The organism is Sphingopyxis granuli NBRC 100800 (assembly GCF_001591045.1).
GTDB classification, from domain to species: Bacteria; Pseudomonadota; Alphaproteobacteria; order Sphingomonadales; family Sphingomonadaceae; genus Sphingopyxis; species Sphingopyxis granuli.
Genome location: NZ_BCUA01000018.1, coordinates 41,625 through 58,308, shown reverse-complemented (window position 1 = coordinate 58,308; position 16,684 = coordinate 41,625). Strand labels below are relative to the sequence as shown.

The window sequence follows — 16,684 nt, the reverse complement described above, 5'->3', positions numbered from 1 at the left end:
GGGGTCCATGTGGGGTGGCACTGTGCCATCTGGACTCCGGCTTTCGCCGGAGAACGGCTCCTGACTTGCCGGAATGGTATATATGCCGACTTGTTTCAGAGCCTGCCCCGGACCTGATCGGGGTCCATGGTCCGCCCTCGCCTGAAAGGCGGCGCAAAAGGAGAGGTCCGGCCATGGATGCTGAAACGAGTTCAGCATGACGAAGGATGTGGCAGCACGCCAAACCCCGAATCCCCACAGGTCTCAGGTCACGAACCGATAGACACGAACGGCTGAGACCGTGCGGTTCTTCAGGCCTTTTGCGCCGCTACCCAGCGGTCGATCATCGATCCGAGGACGTCGATCGGGATCGCGCCCGCCGCCAGCGCGGTGTCGTGGAAGGCGCGGATGTCGAACTTGTCGCCCAGCGCCGCGCGCGCCCTTTCGCGCGTTGCGACCCAGCGCGTCTGTCCGACCATGTAGCTCGTCGCCTGACCGGGCCACACGCAATAGCGTTCGACTTCGGTGACGTTCGAGGGTTCGGGCGTGCCGAGCGCCTCGTTCATATAGGAGATCGCCTTCTCGCGGCTCCAGCGATAGTGGTGCAGGCCGGTGTCGACGACGAGCCGCGCGGCGCGGAACATATAGGATTGCAGGTAACCGAGACGGCCGAAGAGGTCGCCGTCATAGACCCCCATTTCGTCGGCAAGCTGCTCGGCGTAGAGACCCCAGCCCTCGGTATAGACCGAATAGACGGGCAGGCGGCGCAGGCGTGGGATACCCGTCGCTTCCTGCGCCAGCGCGATCTGGTGATGATGGCCTGGCGTCGCTTCGTGATAGGTCAGCGTCGGCAGCGTCCATGATGGATTCTCCGCGGTATCGCGCAGGTTGATGTAATAGGCGCCGGGGCGCGAGCCATCGAGCGCCGGAATCTGGTAATAGCCGCCGGCGGCGCCGTCCTCGATCTCCGCCGGGACGCGACGGATCTCGACCTTCGCCTTGGGCAGGCGGCCGAACATCTCGGGCAGGCGGCGCTGCATCTCCTCGATCTGTTCGTTGAGCTTGGCGATCAGTTCCGTCTTGCCGGCGTCGGTGTTCGGATAGATGAAGCGCTTGTCCTCGCCGAGCGCGCGCAGCCGCTCGGCGACCGTTCCACCGGTCATGCCCTGTTCGCGGAAGATCGCGTCGGCGCGCGCGGTCAGCTCGGCCATGCGTTCGAGCCCGAGCTGGTGGATGGCTTCGGCCGACATTTCGGTCGTCGTCGCGAAGTTCAGCGCATAGGCGTAATATGCGTCGCCCTTCGGCAGCCGCCAGACGCCCGCGTCGTGGGTCGCCCGGGGACGGACGCGCGCCAGCTCGGCCGCCTGGCGGCGCATCGCCGGATAGATTTTGCCTGCGACGATCGCGGCGCAGCGGCGTGTCCAGTCGCCGGGGATATGTTTTGCGTCGGTCCTCGCCTTGAGATTGGCGGTGAGGCCGTTGGATTCCGCGGCGGGTGCCATGATCTTTTCGTAGAGGCCGAGGGTGCGGTCGATGACGAAATCGGGCGGAATGATCCCCGCCGCATGGTCGGTCTTCATCCGGTTCGTCTCGTTGTCGAGCTGGACCGCGAAATCCTCGCAGCGCGCCAGATAGGCCTCGGCATCGGCCGCGTCGGCGATGCTGTGCTGGTTGACGAGGAAGTCGGGGATCGAGCGGTAGGTGCCGCTGAGCTGGGTGACCGGGTGCGGCTCCGGCCAGCTGTGCAGACCATAGGTGAAGCTGTCATAGGCCTTCACATAATGGTCCCACGGCCCACGGAAGGTCTCGTAATTGACGAGATCCATCCCCGACAGCTTCGCCGCGTCGATCTTCTCGAGCGCGGCGAGGCCGAAGCGATAGAGGTCGTGGCTGCGCTCGATCCCGGCGGGCGAACGGTCGGCGAGGCGCGACTTGGCCGCGGCGTGCGCGCCCTTGTCGAGCCCCAGCGCGGTGGCGAACTCGGGGTCGTTCTCGACCAGCATGTCGAACAGGCGCTCGTAGAGGGCGTTCAGACGTTCGCCCTCGCTTTGCGCCGGATCGGCGAGCATCGCGCGGGCGGGGGAGCGCGTCGCGCCGAGCGCGGAGGCGGCGGCGAGCGTGGCGATGAGGGTGCGGCGATCGAGCATGGAAATCTCCGGGAGAAAAAGCGTCGGAGATCGGTCTAGCCGCCCCGGTCAGCGCTGTATTGTAATCAGTTGACGCGCGCGCCACCGGCCGGGCGTGGCACCGCTGATGCGCGCGACGGCCCGGGTCATGTGCGCCTGATCGGTGAAATGCAGCCGGTGCGCGATGGCGGCGAAGGATTCGCCGCTCGCCCGGGCGGCGGCGAGCGCCGCGCGGGCGCGGACGTCGGCGCGATAGGCCTTGGGCGTGCAGCCATAGGCGACGCGGAACCCCCGGCTCAGCGTTTCGGCCCGCACGCCGTGCATCTCCGCCCAATCGGCGAGTGCAAAAGGGGTGAGTGTCCGCAGGTCGCGAGCGAGCAGGTCGGGCCAGTCGCGCGCGGCCGCCGGCAGGGCGGTGAAATCCTCGACGAGCAGTGCCGCTGCCGCCGCGGCGTCGCGGCTCGCGAAACGAACCAGCGCGTCGGGATCGCGCACCCGGCCGCGGACGTGCGGCGCGCCAGCGAGCGTGGGCGGCAGGTCGAGGATCAGCACGCGCGCGCCGCGCGCCTCGACCCGGTCCAGATGCGATTCGAAGTCATGGTGGATCAGCGCGTCGCCCGGCCCCACGTCGAAACGACCCTCGTCGCCGGCTTCCTGATAGCCGCCTTCGAGGACGATCGCGACATAGGCCGTGTCGTGACAATGGCGGCCGCGCAGTTCGTTCGGTACGTGGGCGAGCAGGCCCAATGGTGCGGCGGCGAAGGATGGGCGCGCGATCATCGCTGCGGTCTATCGTTTGACGCATCGGCGGTCATCCCCGAATAGCCCGGCGACAAGTGTAAAATTAACCGACAGTTGACGCCTCTCCGCTAGAATCGCGCGACGAAAGGGTTCGCCGCACTCCATGTTCCGTCTGTTCAAGCATTATGTGCCGCATGCGGTCGTCTGGCTGGCGCTGATCGAGTTCCTGGCGCTGCTGGGATCGGCGGAGGCGGCGTGGCATCTCTATGCCCATTTCGCCGATTTTGACGCCGGGAGGCTGGCCGGACGGTGGCTGCCGCTGACGACCTTCGCGCTCGCCAACGCGCTCGCGCTGATGGCGACCGGGATGTACGGGTCGGAGGCGCTGCGATCGATGCGGTTCGCGACCGCGCGGCTGCTCGCGGCGATCTCGCTGGGGGTCATCTTCCTCTCGGTCGTCGGCTTCCTGCTGCCGACCGCGACGCTGTGGCGGGTGAACAGCCTGTATGCGATGGCGCTGGCGATCGCGGCGCTGTTCCTGATCCGCCTGGGCATGACGCGGGTGGCGGGCGCGGAGACCTTCAAGCGGCGCATCCTGGTGCTCGGCGCCGGCACTCGCGCGGCGCGGCTGCAGGCGCTGGCCGATGCGCCCGGCAGCGGCATCGCGATCGTCGGCTTCGTCGCCATGTCGGACATCGAGCGCAAGGTGAAGGACGCGGTGCCGCGCGAGGCGATCGACAATCTGTCGGAGCATGTCGTCGCGCTCGGCGCCGGAGAGGTCGTGCTGGCGATGGAGGAACGGCGCGGCGCGCTGCCGCTTGCCGACCTGCTGCGCGTCAAGACCGCGGGGGTCCATGTCAACGACATCGCGAGCTTCATCGAGCGCGAGACGGGGCGCGTCGATCTGGCGACGACCAACCCCAGCGCGCTGATCTTTTCCGACGGTTTTTCGGCGGGGCAGCGAATCTCGCGCGTCGGCAAGCGGATATTCGATATCATCGCTAGCATCGCGGTGCTGGTGGTCGGCCTGCCGCTGATCCTGATCGCGGCGATCGCGGTGAAGATCGACAGCCGCGGACCCGCCTTCTATGGCCAGTCGCGCGTCGGCCTGTTCGGCGAGCCGTACCGGATCTGGAAGATCCGGTCGATGCGCACCGATGCCGAGGCGGCGGGGCAGGCGGTCTGGGCGAGCGAGAACGACCCGCGCGTCACCCGCGTCGGGCATGTCATCCGCAAGCTGCGCATCGACGAACTGCCGCAGCTCTGGTGCGTGCTCAAGGGCGAGATGAGCATCGTCGGCCCGCGCCCCGAACGGCCGGGCTTCGTCGCCGAACTCGAACGCGAGCTGTCCTATTATGCCGAGCGGCACATGGTGAAGCCGGGGCTCACCGGCTGGGCGCAGATCAATTATCCCTATGGCGCGTCGGTCGAGGATGCGCGGGTGAAGCTCGAATACGACCTTTACTATGCCAAGAATTATTCGCCCTTCCTCGACCTGCTGATCCTGCTCCAGACGGTGCGCGTCGTGCTGTGGCCGGAGGGGGCCCGCTGACATGGGGGCGCTGTCGGCCCTGTCGGACCTGCTGGCGGGTCTGGCGCTGCTCGGCTTCGTCGGCGCGCTGATCTGGCTGCTGACGCGTCCGCGCGCGCGCATGGCGGTGCTGATGCCGGCGCCGGGGCGGCTGACGATCGCGGCGGCGGCGATGGCGCTCTGGTGCGCCGCGCTATATCTGTCGGGCGCGGGGTCGCCGCCGACGCTCGCGGCACAGGCGCTGCGCGACCTGGCGATCCTTGGCTGGCTCGCCGGGACGTTTCGGACCGCGGCGGCGCCGACCTCGCAAGCGCTGCGGCTGATCCAGCGGCTGCTTGCGGCGCTCTGTCTCGCGATGCTGGCGGGCGGCGCGGCCGCATGGCTCCACGACGGCCGCACCGCGGCGGCGTGGCTGAAGCCGACGCTGACGATCGTCGCGATGGTCGTGGCGTCGGGCGGGCTGCTGCTGATCGACGGCGGCGCCCGCCACGCCGGCGGCCGGATGCGGATGCCGACCCTTGCCGTCGCGGGGGGCTTCGCGATGCTGTGGGCCTATGAGCTCAATATCCAGTTGATCGGCACGCTGACTGGGCAACGTGCCTCGACGCTGATCGCGCTCGTCCCGGCGGTCGCCTTGCTGATCCTGCCCACCTTCGTCATCGCCGCGATGGATATCGGGCGCGAGCGGATGCGGCTGTCGCGGCCCGCCGCGATGCGCGCCGTCCTGCTCGTCGGCGGCGCCGCCTATCTGATCCTGATCGCGCTGGCGGGCGCGGTGGCGCGGCTGGTCGGCGGGGATTATGGCGAGCTTGCGCAAAGCCTTTTCCTGCTCGTCGCGCTCGGCGCGGGCGGGCTGCTGTTCGCATCGGCGCGCGCGCGCGCGTGGCTGTCGGTCACGATCAGCAAGCATTTCTTCGAGCATCGCTACGACTATCGGTCCGAGTGGATGCGCTTCACCGCGACGCTGGCGCAGGTCGAGGAGGGGGGCACCAGCCTGCATCGGCGCGTGGCCAAGGCGCTGGCCGAACTGACGGGAAGCCCCGCGGCGCTGCTGATGCTGCCCGACGCGCAGGGCGGCTTTCACGTCGCCGAGCATTGGGGCTGGCCCGTCGCGATCGACGAGGATGCACGGCTGCCGCTGCGCACCGCCTTCATGTTGCAGGAAACGCAGCATATCGTCGACCTCGAAGCGGTGCGCCACGGGCGCGCCGACGATGCCGAGGCGCTGGCGATGCCCGACTGGCTGATCGCCGATGCGCGTGCCTGGGTCGTCGTCCCGCTGCTGCATTTCCAGCGCATGATCGCGGTCGCCGTGCTGCACCGCCCGCCCGCGCTGCGCGCGCTCGACTGGGAGGATTTCGACGTGCTGCGGATCGCGGGGCAGCAGGCGGCGAGCTATCTGGCCGAATCGCAGAGCCAGCAGGCGCTTTCCGAAGCGCGCCGCTTCGACGAGTTCAACCGCCGTTTCGCCTTCATCATGCACGACATCAAGAATCTGGCGAGCCAGCTTTCGCTGCTCGCGCGCAATGCCGAGCGCCACGCCGACAAGCCCGCGTTCCGCGCCGACATGGTCGAGACGCTGACAATCTCCGCGGGGCGGCTCAGCGATCTTCTGACCCGGCTGGCGCCGCGCGAGCGCGCGCGGGCGGCGAGCGTCGAGCGCGTGCTGGTCGAGCCGATCCTGACCGATGTGGCGGCCGGGCTGCGGCCGCGCGGCGACCTGTTCGTGGGCTGCGATGCCGGGCTCGCCGCGCGCGGCGACGGCGCGGCGATCGCCCAGATCGTCGAGCAGCTCGCCGCCAATGCGCTCGACGCCTCGCCCCAGGGCGCCACCGTGCAGCTTGTCGCGGCGAGCGAGCAGGGGCGGGTGCGGATCGACGTGATCGACCGCGGCGCGGGGATGAGCCGTGCCTTCATCCGCGACGAACTGTTCAAGCCCTTCGTATCGACCAAGAAGGGCGGCTTCGGCCTCGGCGCGTTCGAGGCATTGCAGATCGCGCAGGCGATGGGGGGCATGATCGACGTTTCGAGCGAGCCGGGAGAGGGAAGCCGGTTCACGCTGTGGCTGCCGCTTGCCGGCGGCGCGGCGGCGGATGAAGCGACCGGAACGATGATGACGAAGGTGGCGACGCGATGAGCGACAGGGGGGGGGAGCCGCGTGCGCTGCTGGTGGTCGAGGACGATCCCGGCCTGCAGGCGCAGCTCAAATGGGCCTATGACGATTATCGCGTGCTGATCGCGGGCGATCATGACGCCGCGATCGACCTGCTGCGCGCCGAGGAGCCGGCGGTGGTCACGCTCGACCTGGGCCTGCCGCCCGACGCCGACGGCACGCGCGAGGGGTTTCGCCTGCTGAAGGCGATCCTCGAAATGAAACCCGATACGAAGGTGATCGTCGTGTCGGGGCACGGCGAACGCGCGAGCGCGCTGGCGGCGATTGCGAGCGGCGCCTGGGATTTCTATCAGAAGCCGATCGCCATAGAGGAACTGGGCCTTATCGTTCGCCGCGCCTTTCATGTCCACGATCTGGAGGCCGAGAATGCCCGGCTCGCGGGCGAGGGCGCGAACGACAACCGCGTCCTCGGCGGCATGATCACCGGCGCGCCCGAAATGCTGAAGGTCGCGCGCACGATCGAGCGCGTCGCCGGGCTCGACGTTTCGGTCATGCTGCTCGGCGCGAGCGGCACCGGCAAGGAGTTGCTGGCGCGCGGCCTGCACGAGGCGAGTCCGCGCCGCGACGGCGCCTTCGTCGCCATCAACTGCGCCGCGATCCCCGAGAATCTGCTCGAAAGCGAGCTGTTCGGGCATGAGAAGGGGGCCTTCACCGGCGCCGTCAAGACGACCGAGGGCAAGATCGAACTGGCGCACGGCGGCACCCTGTTCCTCGACGAGGTCGGCGACATCCCGCTGCCGTTGCAGGTCAAGCTGCTGCGCTTTCTGCAGGAGCGGACGATCGAGCGCATCGGCGGGCGCAAGCCGATCGCGGTCGACACGCGTATCGTCTGCGCGACGCACCGCGACCTCGACGCGATGATCGCCGCAGGCAGCTTTCGCGACGATCTCTATTACCGGCTGGCCGAGATGGTGGTGCGAATTCCCGCGCTCGCCGAACGTCCGGGCGACGCGGTGCTGCTCGCGCGGCATTTCCTCCACCAATATGCGCCGGCGATGAACTCGGGCGCCCGCGGCTTCGCGCCCGACGCGCTGCAGGCGATCGACGAGGGGCGGTGGCCGGGCAATGTCCGCGAGCTCGAAAACCGGATCAAGCGCGCCGTCATCATGGCCGACGGCAAGCTTGTCACCCGCGACGACCTCGACATGGCGGCGGCGGGCGACGAGGGCGAGGAGGCCTATCTGAACCTGCGCAGCGCGCGCGAGGCGGCGGACCGGGTCGCGATCCGCCGCGCGATGACGCAGAGCGAAGGCAATATTTCGCTGGCGGCGAAGCTGCTCGGGATCAGCCGTCCGACGCTCTACGACCTCCTCAAGCAATATCAGATGCAGGGGTGAATGCGCGTCCGGGGGGCCTGGATCGGCGCGCTGAGCGGGGCGGCGCTGCTCGCGGGGTGCGGGGGTCCGCGTCCGCAGGACCCGCGCGCGACGCTCGAGGAACGCCGCGCCGAGCTGCGCGATGCCATCGCCGATGATCCCGCCGCGCTCGACGCGCGGACCGAACTGGCGCGCGTCGCGATCGCGCTGCACGACGGCGTCGCCGCCGAAGCCGCGGTCAAGGCCGCGCTCGCGGCGGGAGGCAATGCCGAGGTGCTGCGCCCGCTGCTCGCGCGCGCCTATGCGATGCAGGGCGACGGGCGGCGGGCGCTGCAGACGCTCGACGCCGGCCCGATCGCGCCCGAGGCGATCGGTGAGGCGGCGTGGGTGGCGGGCGACGTCCATCTCGACAATGGCGACCTGGGCGCGGCGCGCGATGCCTTCGACCGCGCGGTGCGCGAACTGCCGCGCGAATCGGCGCTGTGGGTCGACGTCGCGCGCTTTCGCGACGCCAATGCCGACACGCTCGGCGCGCGCGACGCGGTCGACTATGCGATCGAACTCGATCCGCAGAACAGCGGGGCGCTGGCGCTGAAGGCCAATCTGGTGCGCACGCAGCAGGGCCTGGTCGCCGCGCTGTCCTGGTACGACAAGGCGCTGGCGATCGACCCCGACAATGCCGGGGCGCTGATCGACCAGGCCGCGACCTTCGGCGATCTCGGGCGCTACCGCGACATGCTCGCGGCGCTGCGCCGCGCCGCGGCGGTGACGCCGGGCGATCCGCGCCTCTATTATCTGCAGGCGGTGCTGGCGGCGCGCGCCGACGATTATCAGCTGGCGCGCAGCCTGTTGCAGCGCACGCGCGGCGAGATGGACGATCAGCCCGGCTTCATGCTGCTGAGCGCGGTCGTCGAGTTGCAGCTCGGCGGCGAGGCGGTGGCGGCGAGCTGGGCCGAGCGCCTGCTGATGGTGCAGCCCGACAACGGGACGGCGCGGCGTATCCTGGCGGCGGCCAACTGGGCCGATGGCGATGCTGACGGCGCCGGCGAGGCGCTGGCGCCGCTGGTGGCGCGCGCCGATGCCGACAGCTGGTCGCTGCTGCTCGCGGCGCGCGTCGCCGCAGAGCAGGGCGCGCGCGCGGCATCGGCGGGCTATATGGCGCGCGCGGCCGCGCTGACGCGCGGTGATGCGGCGCCCTTTGCGGTCGACGACGACTATGGGCTCGTCGCGATGCGCGCCGACGCCGCGCCGCTCGACCCGGCGAAGGTGATCCCCGCCATCGCCGCGGACATCGAACGCGGGCGCGGCGGCGCGGCGATCAATCGCGCGCGGGCGCTCCGCGATGCGAATCGGGGGGTCGCCGATGCGCATATCCTGCTGGGCGATGCCGCGATGGCGGGCGGGCAATATGAGCTGGCGATCGAAGCCTATCGCAAGGCGCGCGACCTCGACGCGAGCGAGCGGACGACGCTGCGCCTCGCCAATGCGCTGTACCGCGCGAACGATCCCGCGGGGTCGGGCGCCGCGATCCTCGCGCTGCGCGACAGCCAGCCGTCGAGCATCGCCGCCGACCGGCTGGCCGGGCACCTTGCGATGGACCTCGAGCATTGGGACCAGGCGATCGCGCATTTCGAACGCGTCCGCCGGCGCATCGGCAACCGCGACGTCGTGATCCTGCGCGAACTCGCGCGCGCCTGGGCCGCGAAGGATCGCGACGACCGCGCGCTGCCGCTGATCGCGCTCGCCTACCGGCTCCAGCCGCTGAACGGCGACATCATGCTGATCTATGCCGACCTGCTCGAACGGCAGGGCGACCGGCAGGCGGCGGAGGACCTGCGCGACAAGGCCGACCAGATCGGACGTTGAGCATCGCGCCGCGAACGGCGAGCCGGCGAATCAGGCGTCGGTCAGGTCGAGCAGCGCGCGCGCGTTGAGGCCGATGCGGCGAATCTGCTGCGCGACCGGCGGCCAGATGTTGGTCAGGAAATCCTCGCGCATCAGGGTGCGCAGCCGGTCGGTCGCCCCCTCGGCAACGAACATGCCGACGCCGCGCTTCACCGTGACCAGCCCCTCGTCCTGAAATGTCTGATAGGCCTTGGCGACGGTCAGCGGGTTGGCGCCTTCCTCCGCCGCGAGCGAGCGGACCGACGGCAGCATGTCGCCGTCGCGATAGGTGCCGTCGAGGATCGCGTTGGCGATGACATCGCGCAGCCGCTGGTAGACCGGTTTCGATTGATCGAGCATGCCGACTTAATGCCATAAGACAGCATCACAGTCAAATTGCGATCCTTGCGCGATGCTTTTCGATAGCGAAACTATATGTCCCACTCGCGGACGATATCGCCATATTCCGGTCGCGGCCGTTCATCGAGCGGCTTGGCCGGCGTACCCAGGAAGAAATAGCCGACGATCGTATCGCCCTCGCGCGCGCCGAACGCCGCCGCGACCGGCGGGGAATAGGCGGCCCAGCCGGTCAGCCAGCTTCCGACGAAGCCATGGGCATGCGCCGCGTGGAGCAGGTTCATGCCGACCGCGCCCGCCGACATCTGTTGCTCCCAGCGCGGAATCTTGCTGTCGGCGACCGGGGTCGAGAGCAGCACCAGCAACGTCGGCGCCTGATGCGCGAACTGGTCGAGCGCGGACAGGTCCATCCCCTCGGCGCCCGGACGCTCGTCGATCCACGCCCGCTTCAGCAGCGCCGCAAAGGCGTCGCGCTGGCTGTCCGCCACGGTGACGATGCGCCACGGGGCGAGCTTGCCATGATCGGGCGTGCGCAGGGCGAGCGACAGGATCGCGCGCAGTTGCGCGGCGTCGGGACCGGGCGCGACCATATCGCGCGCCTTGCCCGAACGGCGTGTCGAAAGATGGGCGAGCAGCGAGGAGGTGTCGTTGAACATGCCCGCGCATGTGGGCTTTTTGCGAAGCTTTCGCAAGAGCGCGCCGCGGCCCGGACTGGTTACGCGCGCAATTAGATTCTTTCCATACGCAATTTTCGCGCTAGGTTGTCGCATTCGCGCGGCGGAGGGGCCGCGATATACGAAACAGGGAAAAGGGACGCGCGCGCATGAAAGACATGGCTTTGTGGGACGAGGGGGACTGGATCGCGGTCATAGCGCTGGTCATCCTCGGCGTCTTCCTGAGCATCGGCGCGCTCATCGCGGGCAGCAGAAAGCCCGAGTTCGCCGGGCACCCGAAGGGCCTCTACATGCTCTTCTTCGCCGAGATGTGGGAGCGTTTCTCCTACTATGGCATGCGCGCGCTGCTGATCTTCTACCTGACGCAGCACTGGTTGTTCTCCGACGGCAAGTCGAACCTGATCTATGGCGCCTATACCGCGCTCGTCTATATCACCCCGGTGCTCGGCGGCTATCTCGCCGACCGCTATCTGGGGCAGCGCAAGGCGGTGCTGTTCGGCGGCGTTCTGCTCGCGCTCGGCCATCTCTTCATGGCGTTCGAGGGCGATCACGGCATCACCGACGCCGCGACGAAGCAGGCCGATTCCGCGATCAACATCTTCTGGCTCGCGCTCGCGCTGATCATCGTCGGCTCGGGTTTCCTGAAGGCCAATATCTCGGTGATGGTCGGCCAGCTCTATCGCCTGACCGACCTGCGCCGCGACGCGGCCTACACCATCTTCTACATGGGGATTAACGTCGGCGCCGCGCTCGGCACGATCCTCGTCGGCTATCTGGGGCAGAAGGTCGGCTGGTCCTACGGCTTCGGCCTCGCGGGCATCGGCATGATCGCCGGCCTGATCGTCTTCGTGCTCGGCAAGAAGGTGCTGCTCGGCGCCGGCGAGGCGTCCGCGCCGCTGTCGCGCCAGACCGAATGGACCGTCTATGGCGTCGGCCTCGCCGCGGTCGCGGTGATGTGGGCGCTCGTCCAGTATCAGGACGTCATTCAGACGCTGCTCGTCGTATCGGGCTTCTCGCTGCTCGGCTGGGTGCTGTTCCAGGCGTTCAAGCTCGACAAGGAACCGCGCGAACGCATCTTCGCCATCCTCTTCCTGATCGCGCTCAACCCGCTGTTCTGGGGCCTGTTCGAACAGGCGGGCGGCAGCTTCAACCTCTACACCGACCGCTATGTCGATACGGGCGGGGTGCCCGCGTCGGTGTTCCAGTCGATCAACCCGATCTACATTATCCTGTTCGCGCCGGTCTTTGCCGGGCTGTGGCAATGGCTCGGAAAGCGCGGGCTGGAGCCCTCGGCGCCCGCGAAGTTCGCGCTGGCGCTGGCGCAGGTCGGCGCGGGCTTCCTCGTCTTCGTCTGGGGCGCGAACAGCGTTGCGCCGGAAGTCGCGACCCCGGTGATCTTCGTCTTCCTGCTCTATCTTCTCCACACCACGGGCGAGCTTTGCCTGTCGCCGGTGGGGCTGAGCGCGATGAACCGGCTCGCGCCGTCGTTCATGGCGTCGCTGATCATGGGGGCGTGGTTCTACATGACCGCGGTGGGCAATTTTGTCGCGGGCAAGATCGGCGAGGCGACCGGCGGCGAAAGCGGCGACATGACCAAGGAAGCGACGCTCGGCATCTATTGGGAGATCGGCCTGATCACCATCGGCGCGAGCGTCGTCGTCCTCGCGCTGTCGCCGATCGTGAAGAAATGGATGCACCTCGACACGCTGCGCGATCGCGAAGGCGAACTGGCCGGCGCCGAGGAACTGGCCGAGCCGCAGGGCGCCGGCGTCCATCCTGTTACCAATCCGGGAGCATAATATGACAAGGGGCGTAAGGGGCAGCCTGCTGGCTGCGGTGTCGCTGGCGTTCGCGGGATGCGCGGCGTCGAACGGCACGGTGGAGTCGGCGAACGACAAGCCGGCGGCGACGGCGGACAAATCCGCCAAGTTCGACAAGGACCCCTATCCCTCGACCTACAAGCCCTATCCGGGGCAGGCGACCGCGGTGCGCAACGTCACGATCTTCGACGGCGAGGGCGGGCGGATCGACAACGGCACGGTGTTGCTGACCAACGGCAAGGTCGAGGCGGTCGGCGGCGCCGACCTGCCGATTCCGGCCGACATCGCGGTCTATGACGGAACGGGCAAATATCTGACCCCCGGCATCATCGACATCCACAGCCACCTTGGCGACTATCCCTCGCCCAGCGTTCCCGCGCATTCGGACGGAAACGAGGCGACCAGCCCGACGACGCCCGAGGTATGGGCCGAGCACAGCGTCTGGCCGCAGGACCCGGGGTTCGGCCGTGCGCTTACCAACGGCGGCGTCACGACGCTCCAGATCCTGCCGGGCAGCGCCAACCTGATCGGCGGACGCTCGGTCGTGCTCAAGAACGTGCCCGCGCGGACCGTGCAGGGCATGAAATTTCCCGGCGCACCCTATGGGCTGAAAATGGCGTGCGGCGAGAATCCGAAGCGCGTCTATGGGTCCAAGGGGCGGATGCCGTCGACCCGCATGGGCAATATGGCGGTCGATCGCCAGACCTGGGCCAAGGCGGCGGCGTACAAGAAGAAGCTCGACGACGGCAAGACGGTCGACCGCGACCTGGCGATGGAGACGCTCGCGGGCGTGCTGTCGGGCGAGATCCGGGTGCAGAACCACTGCTATCGTGCCGACGAGATGGCGCAGGTCATCGATATGAGCCACGAGTTCGGCTACAAGGTCGCGGCCTTCCACCACGCGGTCGAGGCCTACAAGATCGCCGACCTGCTGCAGCGCGAGGGAATCTGCGCCGCGCTGTGGGCCGACTGGTGGGGCTTCAAGATGGAAGCCTATGACAGCGTGCCGGAGAATATTCCGCTCGTCTACAAGGCCGGGACCTGCACGATCGTCCATTCGGACGACGCGAACCAGATTCAGCGGCTCAACCAGGAAGCGGCGAAGGGCCTTGCCGCCGGGCGCCGCATGGGAATCGAGATCAGCGACGAGCAGGCGTGGACCTGGCTGTCCTACAACCCGGCGAAGGCGCTGGGCATCGAGGCGAAGACGGGCAGCCTGAAACCCGGCAAGATGGCCGATGTCGTGCTGTGGAACGGCAATCCGTTCAGCGTCTATACCCGCCCCGAAAAAGTGTGGGTCGACGGGGCGCTGCTGTACGACGCGATGGACCCCAAGCGGCGGCCGGTGAGCGATTTCGAGCTGGGCCAGCCGGGCGAGGGAGATGTGAAATGATGCGCGCGCTTCTGCTTTCCGTCGCCATCGTGGCGGCTTCGCCCGTCGCGGCGCAGGATGTCGCGATCACCAACGCGAAGCTCGTCGTCGGCGACGGCAGCGCGCCGATCGAGGGCGGCACCGTCGTCGTGCGCGCCGGCAAGGTCGTCGCGGCCGGCGCGGGTGTCGCCGTTCCCGCAGGGGTAGAGGCGGTCGACGCCGGCGGCCGCTATGTGACGCCGGGGATCGTCGCGGCGTTCAGCCGCGTCGGGCTGGTCGAGGTCGATGCCGTGCCGGGCACCAACGACCGCGCCGCGGCGCGCACGCGCTTTTCGGCCGGGCTCGACATCGCGCCCGCGCTCAACCCGATGGGCTCGCCGGTCGCGGTGAACCGCGCCGCGGGCGTCACCCGCGCGATCGTCGCGCCGAGCGGCAGCAGCAACCTGTTCGCGGGGCAGGGCGCCGTCGTCGACCTGGGCGACGACATGGCCATGGTGACGCGGCCCCGCGCCTTGCAGTTCGTCGCCTTCGGCGAGGACGGATCGGCAAAGGCGGGTGGCAGCCGCGCCGCGACCTTCCTGCTGTTCCGCGAACAATTGCTCGCGGCGCGCAGCTATGCGCGCAATCCCGCGGCGCTCGCCGAATGGGGCAATGACGCGATGATCCAGCGCGCCGACGCCGATGCGCTGGTACGGGTGATCGACGGCACGACGCCGCTGTTCGTGCGCGTCGACCGCGCCGCCGACATATTGAACGTGCTGGGGCTCAAGAGCGATTTCCCGGCGCTGAAGCTCGTCCTCGTCGGCGCGACCGAGGGATGGCTGGTGGCGCCGCAGATCGCCGCCGCGAAGGTGCCGGTGATCCTGTCGCCGCTCAGCGACCTGCCCGACAGCTTCGAGCGGCTGGGCGCGACGCAGTCGAACGCAGGACGGCTGAAGGCGGCGGGGATCGACGTGTCGGTCGGCGTGTTCGACGACGACGATGCGCACAAAATGGGGTATACGACGCAATATGCTGGCAATCTGGTGGCGCTCACCCGCCAGCCGGGAGCCAGCGGGCTGAGCTGGGACCAGGCCTTTGCCGCGATCAGCAGCGCCCCGGCGCGCGCGATCGGCATGGACGGCGCCATCGGGTCGCTGAAACCCGGCCGGGTCGGCGACGTGGTGATCTGGGACCGCGACCCGCTCGAACTCGGCAGCCGCCCGACGGCGATCTGGATCGATGGCAAGCGCCAGTCGTTGACGACGCGGCAGGACCGGTTGCGCGATCGCTATGCCACGCCGCAGGAAGGGGCGCTGCCCAAGGCCTACGATCGATGACGTAGCGCCGGCAGGGCGCGCAGGAGGGAGACCGACCCCGTGGAACCGATGTCGCTGTTGATCACGACCTGCGTGCTCTTCGTCGGTTCGCACCTCCTGCTCTCGCATCCGCTGCGCGACCCGCTGGCCGGGCGGCTCGGCTCGCGCGGTTTCCAGATCGTCTATTCGGTCGTCGCCTTCGCGACGCTGGCGATGGTCGTGCAAGCGTGGCGCGGCATGCCGCCCGAACCGCCGCTGTGGGCCGTCGACGATCCGTTATGGGCGCTGGCGTCGCTGCTGGTGCTGGTCGCGAGCATCCTGTTCATGGGATCGCTGATCGGCAATCCGGCGCTGCCCGCGCCCGGCGCCGCCTTTGCCGCGCAGAAGGCGCCGCGCGGCGTCTTCGCGATCACGCGGCACCCGATGATGTGGGGCTTTGCACTGTGGGCGCTCGCCCATGCGCTCGTCATGCCGACGCCGGGGCAACTCGTGCTGTCGGCGGCGATCGCCTTTCTCGCGCTCGTCGGTTCGGCGGGGCAGGATGGGAAGAAGGCGCGGCTGATGGGCGATGCGTGGCGGCACTGGGCGGCGCGCACCAGCTTCGTTCCCTTCGCGCGGCAGGTCGCGGGCGTCACCCCCTGGGGCGACGCGATCCCGCGCGCGCATGCGCTGGCCGGCGGCTTCGTGCTGTGGCTCGCCGCGACCTGGGCGCACGGCGCGCTCGGCTTCATGGCGGCGGGCATCTGGCGCTGGATCGGGTGAGGGCGCGGTGAACAGCGACGAAAGAATGTCCGACCTGTCGCTGCGCCTGCTCGGCTGCGCCTATGACGAACTCGACCGGGCCGAGCAACGGGTGATCCGATCGATCGCCGAGCGCTCGCCGACGAGCCAGTCGATCGGCGAGGCCGATGACGGCGCGACGCGGCCGGGCTTCGGCGAGCGGCTGGCCGACCGGGTCGCGGCGGTGGGCGGGTCGTGGCGCTTCATCATCGCCTTTTCATGCGTGCTGTTCGTATGGATGCTGATCAATTCGAAGGCGCTCGACCGGCTGGGGCTCGCCTTCGACCCCTATCCGTTCATCTTTCTCAACCTGATGCTGTCGATGCTCGCGGCGGTGCAGGCGCCGGTCATCATGATGAGCCAGAACCGGCAGGCGGCAAAGGACCGGCTCACCGAAAAGCTCGATTACGAGATCAACCTGCGCGCCGAACTGGAGATCATGCGGCTGCACGAGAAGATCGACCAGATGCGCATCGCCGAGCTGATGGACAAGGTCGACGCGCTGACCGAACGGCTCGACACGCACCTGAAGGGGTTGGGGACCCCTCGGTGACATTGGATCGACCCGCTTGCGTAGCGACGAAGCGATCTCCAGCCATCGTCCCGCGATACCGATAGCGGGAGATTGCTCTC

Annotated in this window: 13 protein-coding genes; 9 read left to right on the top strand and 4 right to left on the bottom strand. The window is 68.7% G+C overall.

What is annotated here, in order from left to right:
* Positions 1–290 precede the first annotated feature (290 nt).
* Together SGR02S_RS06705 and SGR02S_RS06700 are read right to left on the bottom strand one after the other, a co-directional pair.
* Positions 291–2,126, bottom strand: coding sequence for a DUF885 domain-containing protein (locus tag SGR02S_RS06705; protein ID WP_067107062.1), 1,836 nt, complete (start codon positions 2,124–2,126; stop codon positions 291–293).
* 48 nt (positions 2,127–2,174) lie between these two features.
* Positions 2,175–2,885: a helix-turn-helix domain-containing protein gene (locus SGR02S_RS06700; RefSeq protein WP_067107059.1), complete on the bottom strand. Its 711-nt coding sequence runs from the start codon at positions 2,883–2,885 to the stop codon at positions 2,175–2,177.
* A 124-nt stretch (positions 2,886–3,009) separates the two neighbouring features.
* Here SGR02S_RS06700 and SGR02S_RS06695 point away from each other — a divergent pair, with 124 nt between their 5' ends.
* Genes SGR02S_RS06695 through SGR02S_RS06680 form a run of 4 tightly spaced genes read left to right on the top strand, consistent with a single transcriptional unit; the run spans position 3,010 to position 9,732 of the window.
* The gene (locus SGR02S_RS06695; protein ID WP_067107056.1) at positions 3,010–4,398 is read left to right on the top strand and encodes a TIGR03013 family XrtA/PEP-CTERM system glycosyltransferase; all 1,389 of its coding nucleotides are present in this window, start codon (positions 3,010–3,012) and stop codon (positions 4,396–4,398) included.
* 1 nt (position 4,399) lies between these two features.
* Complete coding sequence (gene prsK, locus SGR02S_RS06690) at positions 4,400–6,514, top strand: XrtA/PEP-CTERM system histidine kinase PrsK (protein ID WP_067107054.1); 2,115 nt, start codon at positions 4,400–4,402, stop codon at positions 6,512–6,514.
* On the top strand, positions 6,511–7,887 hold the full coding sequence (prsR, locus tag SGR02S_RS06685) for a PEP-CTERM-box response regulator transcription factor (protein ID WP_067107048.1): 1,377 nt from the start codon (positions 6,511–6,513) through the stop codon (positions 7,885–7,887). Before prsK ends, prsR begins: the two co-directional genes overlap by 4 nt.
* Positions 7,888–9,732, top strand: a complete 1,845-nt coding sequence (locus SGR02S_RS06680) for a tetratricopeptide repeat protein (protein WP_067107043.1) — start codon at positions 7,888–7,890, stop codon at positions 9,730–9,732.
* Positions 9,733–9,762: 30 nt separating this feature from the next.
* Here the strand turns inward: SGR02S_RS06680 and SGR02S_RS06675 are convergent, their stop codons facing one another.
* Entirely contained in the window at positions 9,763–10,110 is a 348-nt protein-coding gene (locus tag SGR02S_RS06675) for a GntR family transcriptional regulator (protein ID WP_067107040.1), read from the bottom strand.
* A 71-nt stretch (positions 10,111–10,181) separates the two neighbouring features.
* On the bottom strand, positions 10,182–10,763 hold the full coding sequence (locus tag SGR02S_RS06670; protein ID WP_067107037.1) for a nitroreductase family protein: 582 nt from the start codon (positions 10,761–10,763) through the stop codon (positions 10,182–10,184).
* Between the two features lie 167 nt (positions 10,764–10,930).
* On the opposite strand from SGR02S_RS06670, the gene SGR02S_RS06665 reads away from it, so the two are divergent.
* The 5 genes from SGR02S_RS06665 to SGR02S_RS06645 are packed head-to-tail and all read left to right on the top strand — an operon-like array spanning position 10,931 to position 16,604.
* Positions 10,931–12,580 carry a peptide MFS transporter gene (locus SGR02S_RS06665; protein WP_067107034.1) on the top strand — a complete coding sequence of 550 codons (1,650 nt, stop codon included), beginning with the start codon at positions 10,931–10,933 and terminating at the stop codon, positions 12,578–12,580.
* A gap of 1 nt (position 12,581) precedes the next feature.
* Complete coding sequence (locus SGR02S_RS06660) at positions 12,582–13,994, top strand: amidohydrolase (RefSeq protein WP_082796998.1); 1,413 nt, start codon at positions 12,582–12,584, stop codon at positions 13,992–13,994.
* Positions 13,991–15,292 carry an amidohydrolase family protein gene (locus SGR02S_RS06655; protein WP_067107031.1) on the top strand — a complete coding sequence of 434 codons (1,302 nt, stop codon included), beginning with the start codon at positions 13,991–13,993 and terminating at the stop codon, positions 15,290–15,292. The genes SGR02S_RS06660 and SGR02S_RS06655 overlap by 4 nt, the downstream gene beginning before the upstream one ends.
* Positions 15,293–15,331: 39 nt before the next feature.
* Complete coding sequence (locus SGR02S_RS06650) at positions 15,332–16,033, top strand: NnrU family protein (RefSeq protein WP_082796997.1); 702 nt, start codon at positions 15,332–15,334, stop codon at positions 16,031–16,033.
* Positions 16,034–16,058: 25 nt separating this feature from the next.
* The gene (locus tag SGR02S_RS06645) at positions 16,059–16,604 is read left to right on the top strand and encodes a DUF1003 domain-containing protein (protein ID WP_067107028.1); all 546 of its coding nucleotides are present in this window, start codon (positions 16,059–16,061) and stop codon (positions 16,602–16,604) included.
* The last annotated feature ends 80 nt before the right edge of the window (positions 16,605–16,684 follow it).

Excerpts from the sequence above, each read along its gene's own strand:
- SGR02S_RS06695 (WP_067107056.1), top strand. The coding sequence starts at position 3,010 with ATGTTCCGTCTGTTCAAGCATTATGTGCCGCATGCGGTCGTCTGGCTG.
- SGR02S_RS06705 (WP_067107062.1), bottom strand. The coding sequence starts at position 2,126 with ATGCTCGATCGCCGCACCCTCATCGCCACGCTCGCCGCCGCCTCCGCG.
- SGR02S_RS06665 (WP_067107034.1), top strand. The coding sequence starts at position 10,931 with ATGAAAGACATGGCTTTGTGGGACGAGGGGGACTGGATCGCGGTCATA.
- SGR02S_RS06680 (WP_067107043.1), top strand. The coding sequence starts at position 7,888 with ATGCGCGTCCGGGGGGCCTGGATCGGCGCGCTGAGCGGGGCGGCGCTG.
- SGR02S_RS06670 (WP_067107037.1), bottom strand. The coding sequence starts at position 10,763 with ATGTTCAACGACACCTCCTCGCTGCTCGCCCATCTTTCGACACGCCGT.
- SGR02S_RS06700 (WP_067107059.1), bottom strand. The coding sequence starts at position 2,885 with ATGATCGCGCGCCCATCCTTCGCCGCCGCACCATTGGGCCTGCTCGCC.
- SGR02S_RS06675 (WP_067107040.1), bottom strand. The coding sequence starts at position 10,110 with ATGCTCGATCAATCGAAACCGGTCTACCAGCGGCTGCGCGATGTCATC.
- SGR02S_RS06660 (WP_082796998.1), top strand. The coding sequence starts at position 12,582 with ATGACAAGGGGCGTAAGGGGCAGCCTGCTGGCTGCGGTGTCGCTGGCG.
- prsR (WP_067107048.1), top strand. The coding sequence starts at position 6,511 with ATGAGCGACAGGGGGGGGGAGCCGCGTGCGCTGCTGGTGGTCGAGGAC.
- prsK (WP_067107054.1), top strand. The coding sequence starts at position 4,400 with ATGGGGGCGCTGTCGGCCCTGTCGGACCTGCTGGCGGGTCTGGCGCTG.
- SGR02S_RS06645 (WP_067107028.1), top strand. The coding sequence starts at position 16,059 with ATGTCCGACCTGTCGCTGCGCCTGCTCGGCTGCGCCTATGACGAACTC.
- SGR02S_RS06655 (WP_067107031.1), top strand. The coding sequence starts at position 13,991 with ATGATGCGCGCGCTTCTGCTTTCCGTCGCCATCGTGGCGGCTTCGCCC.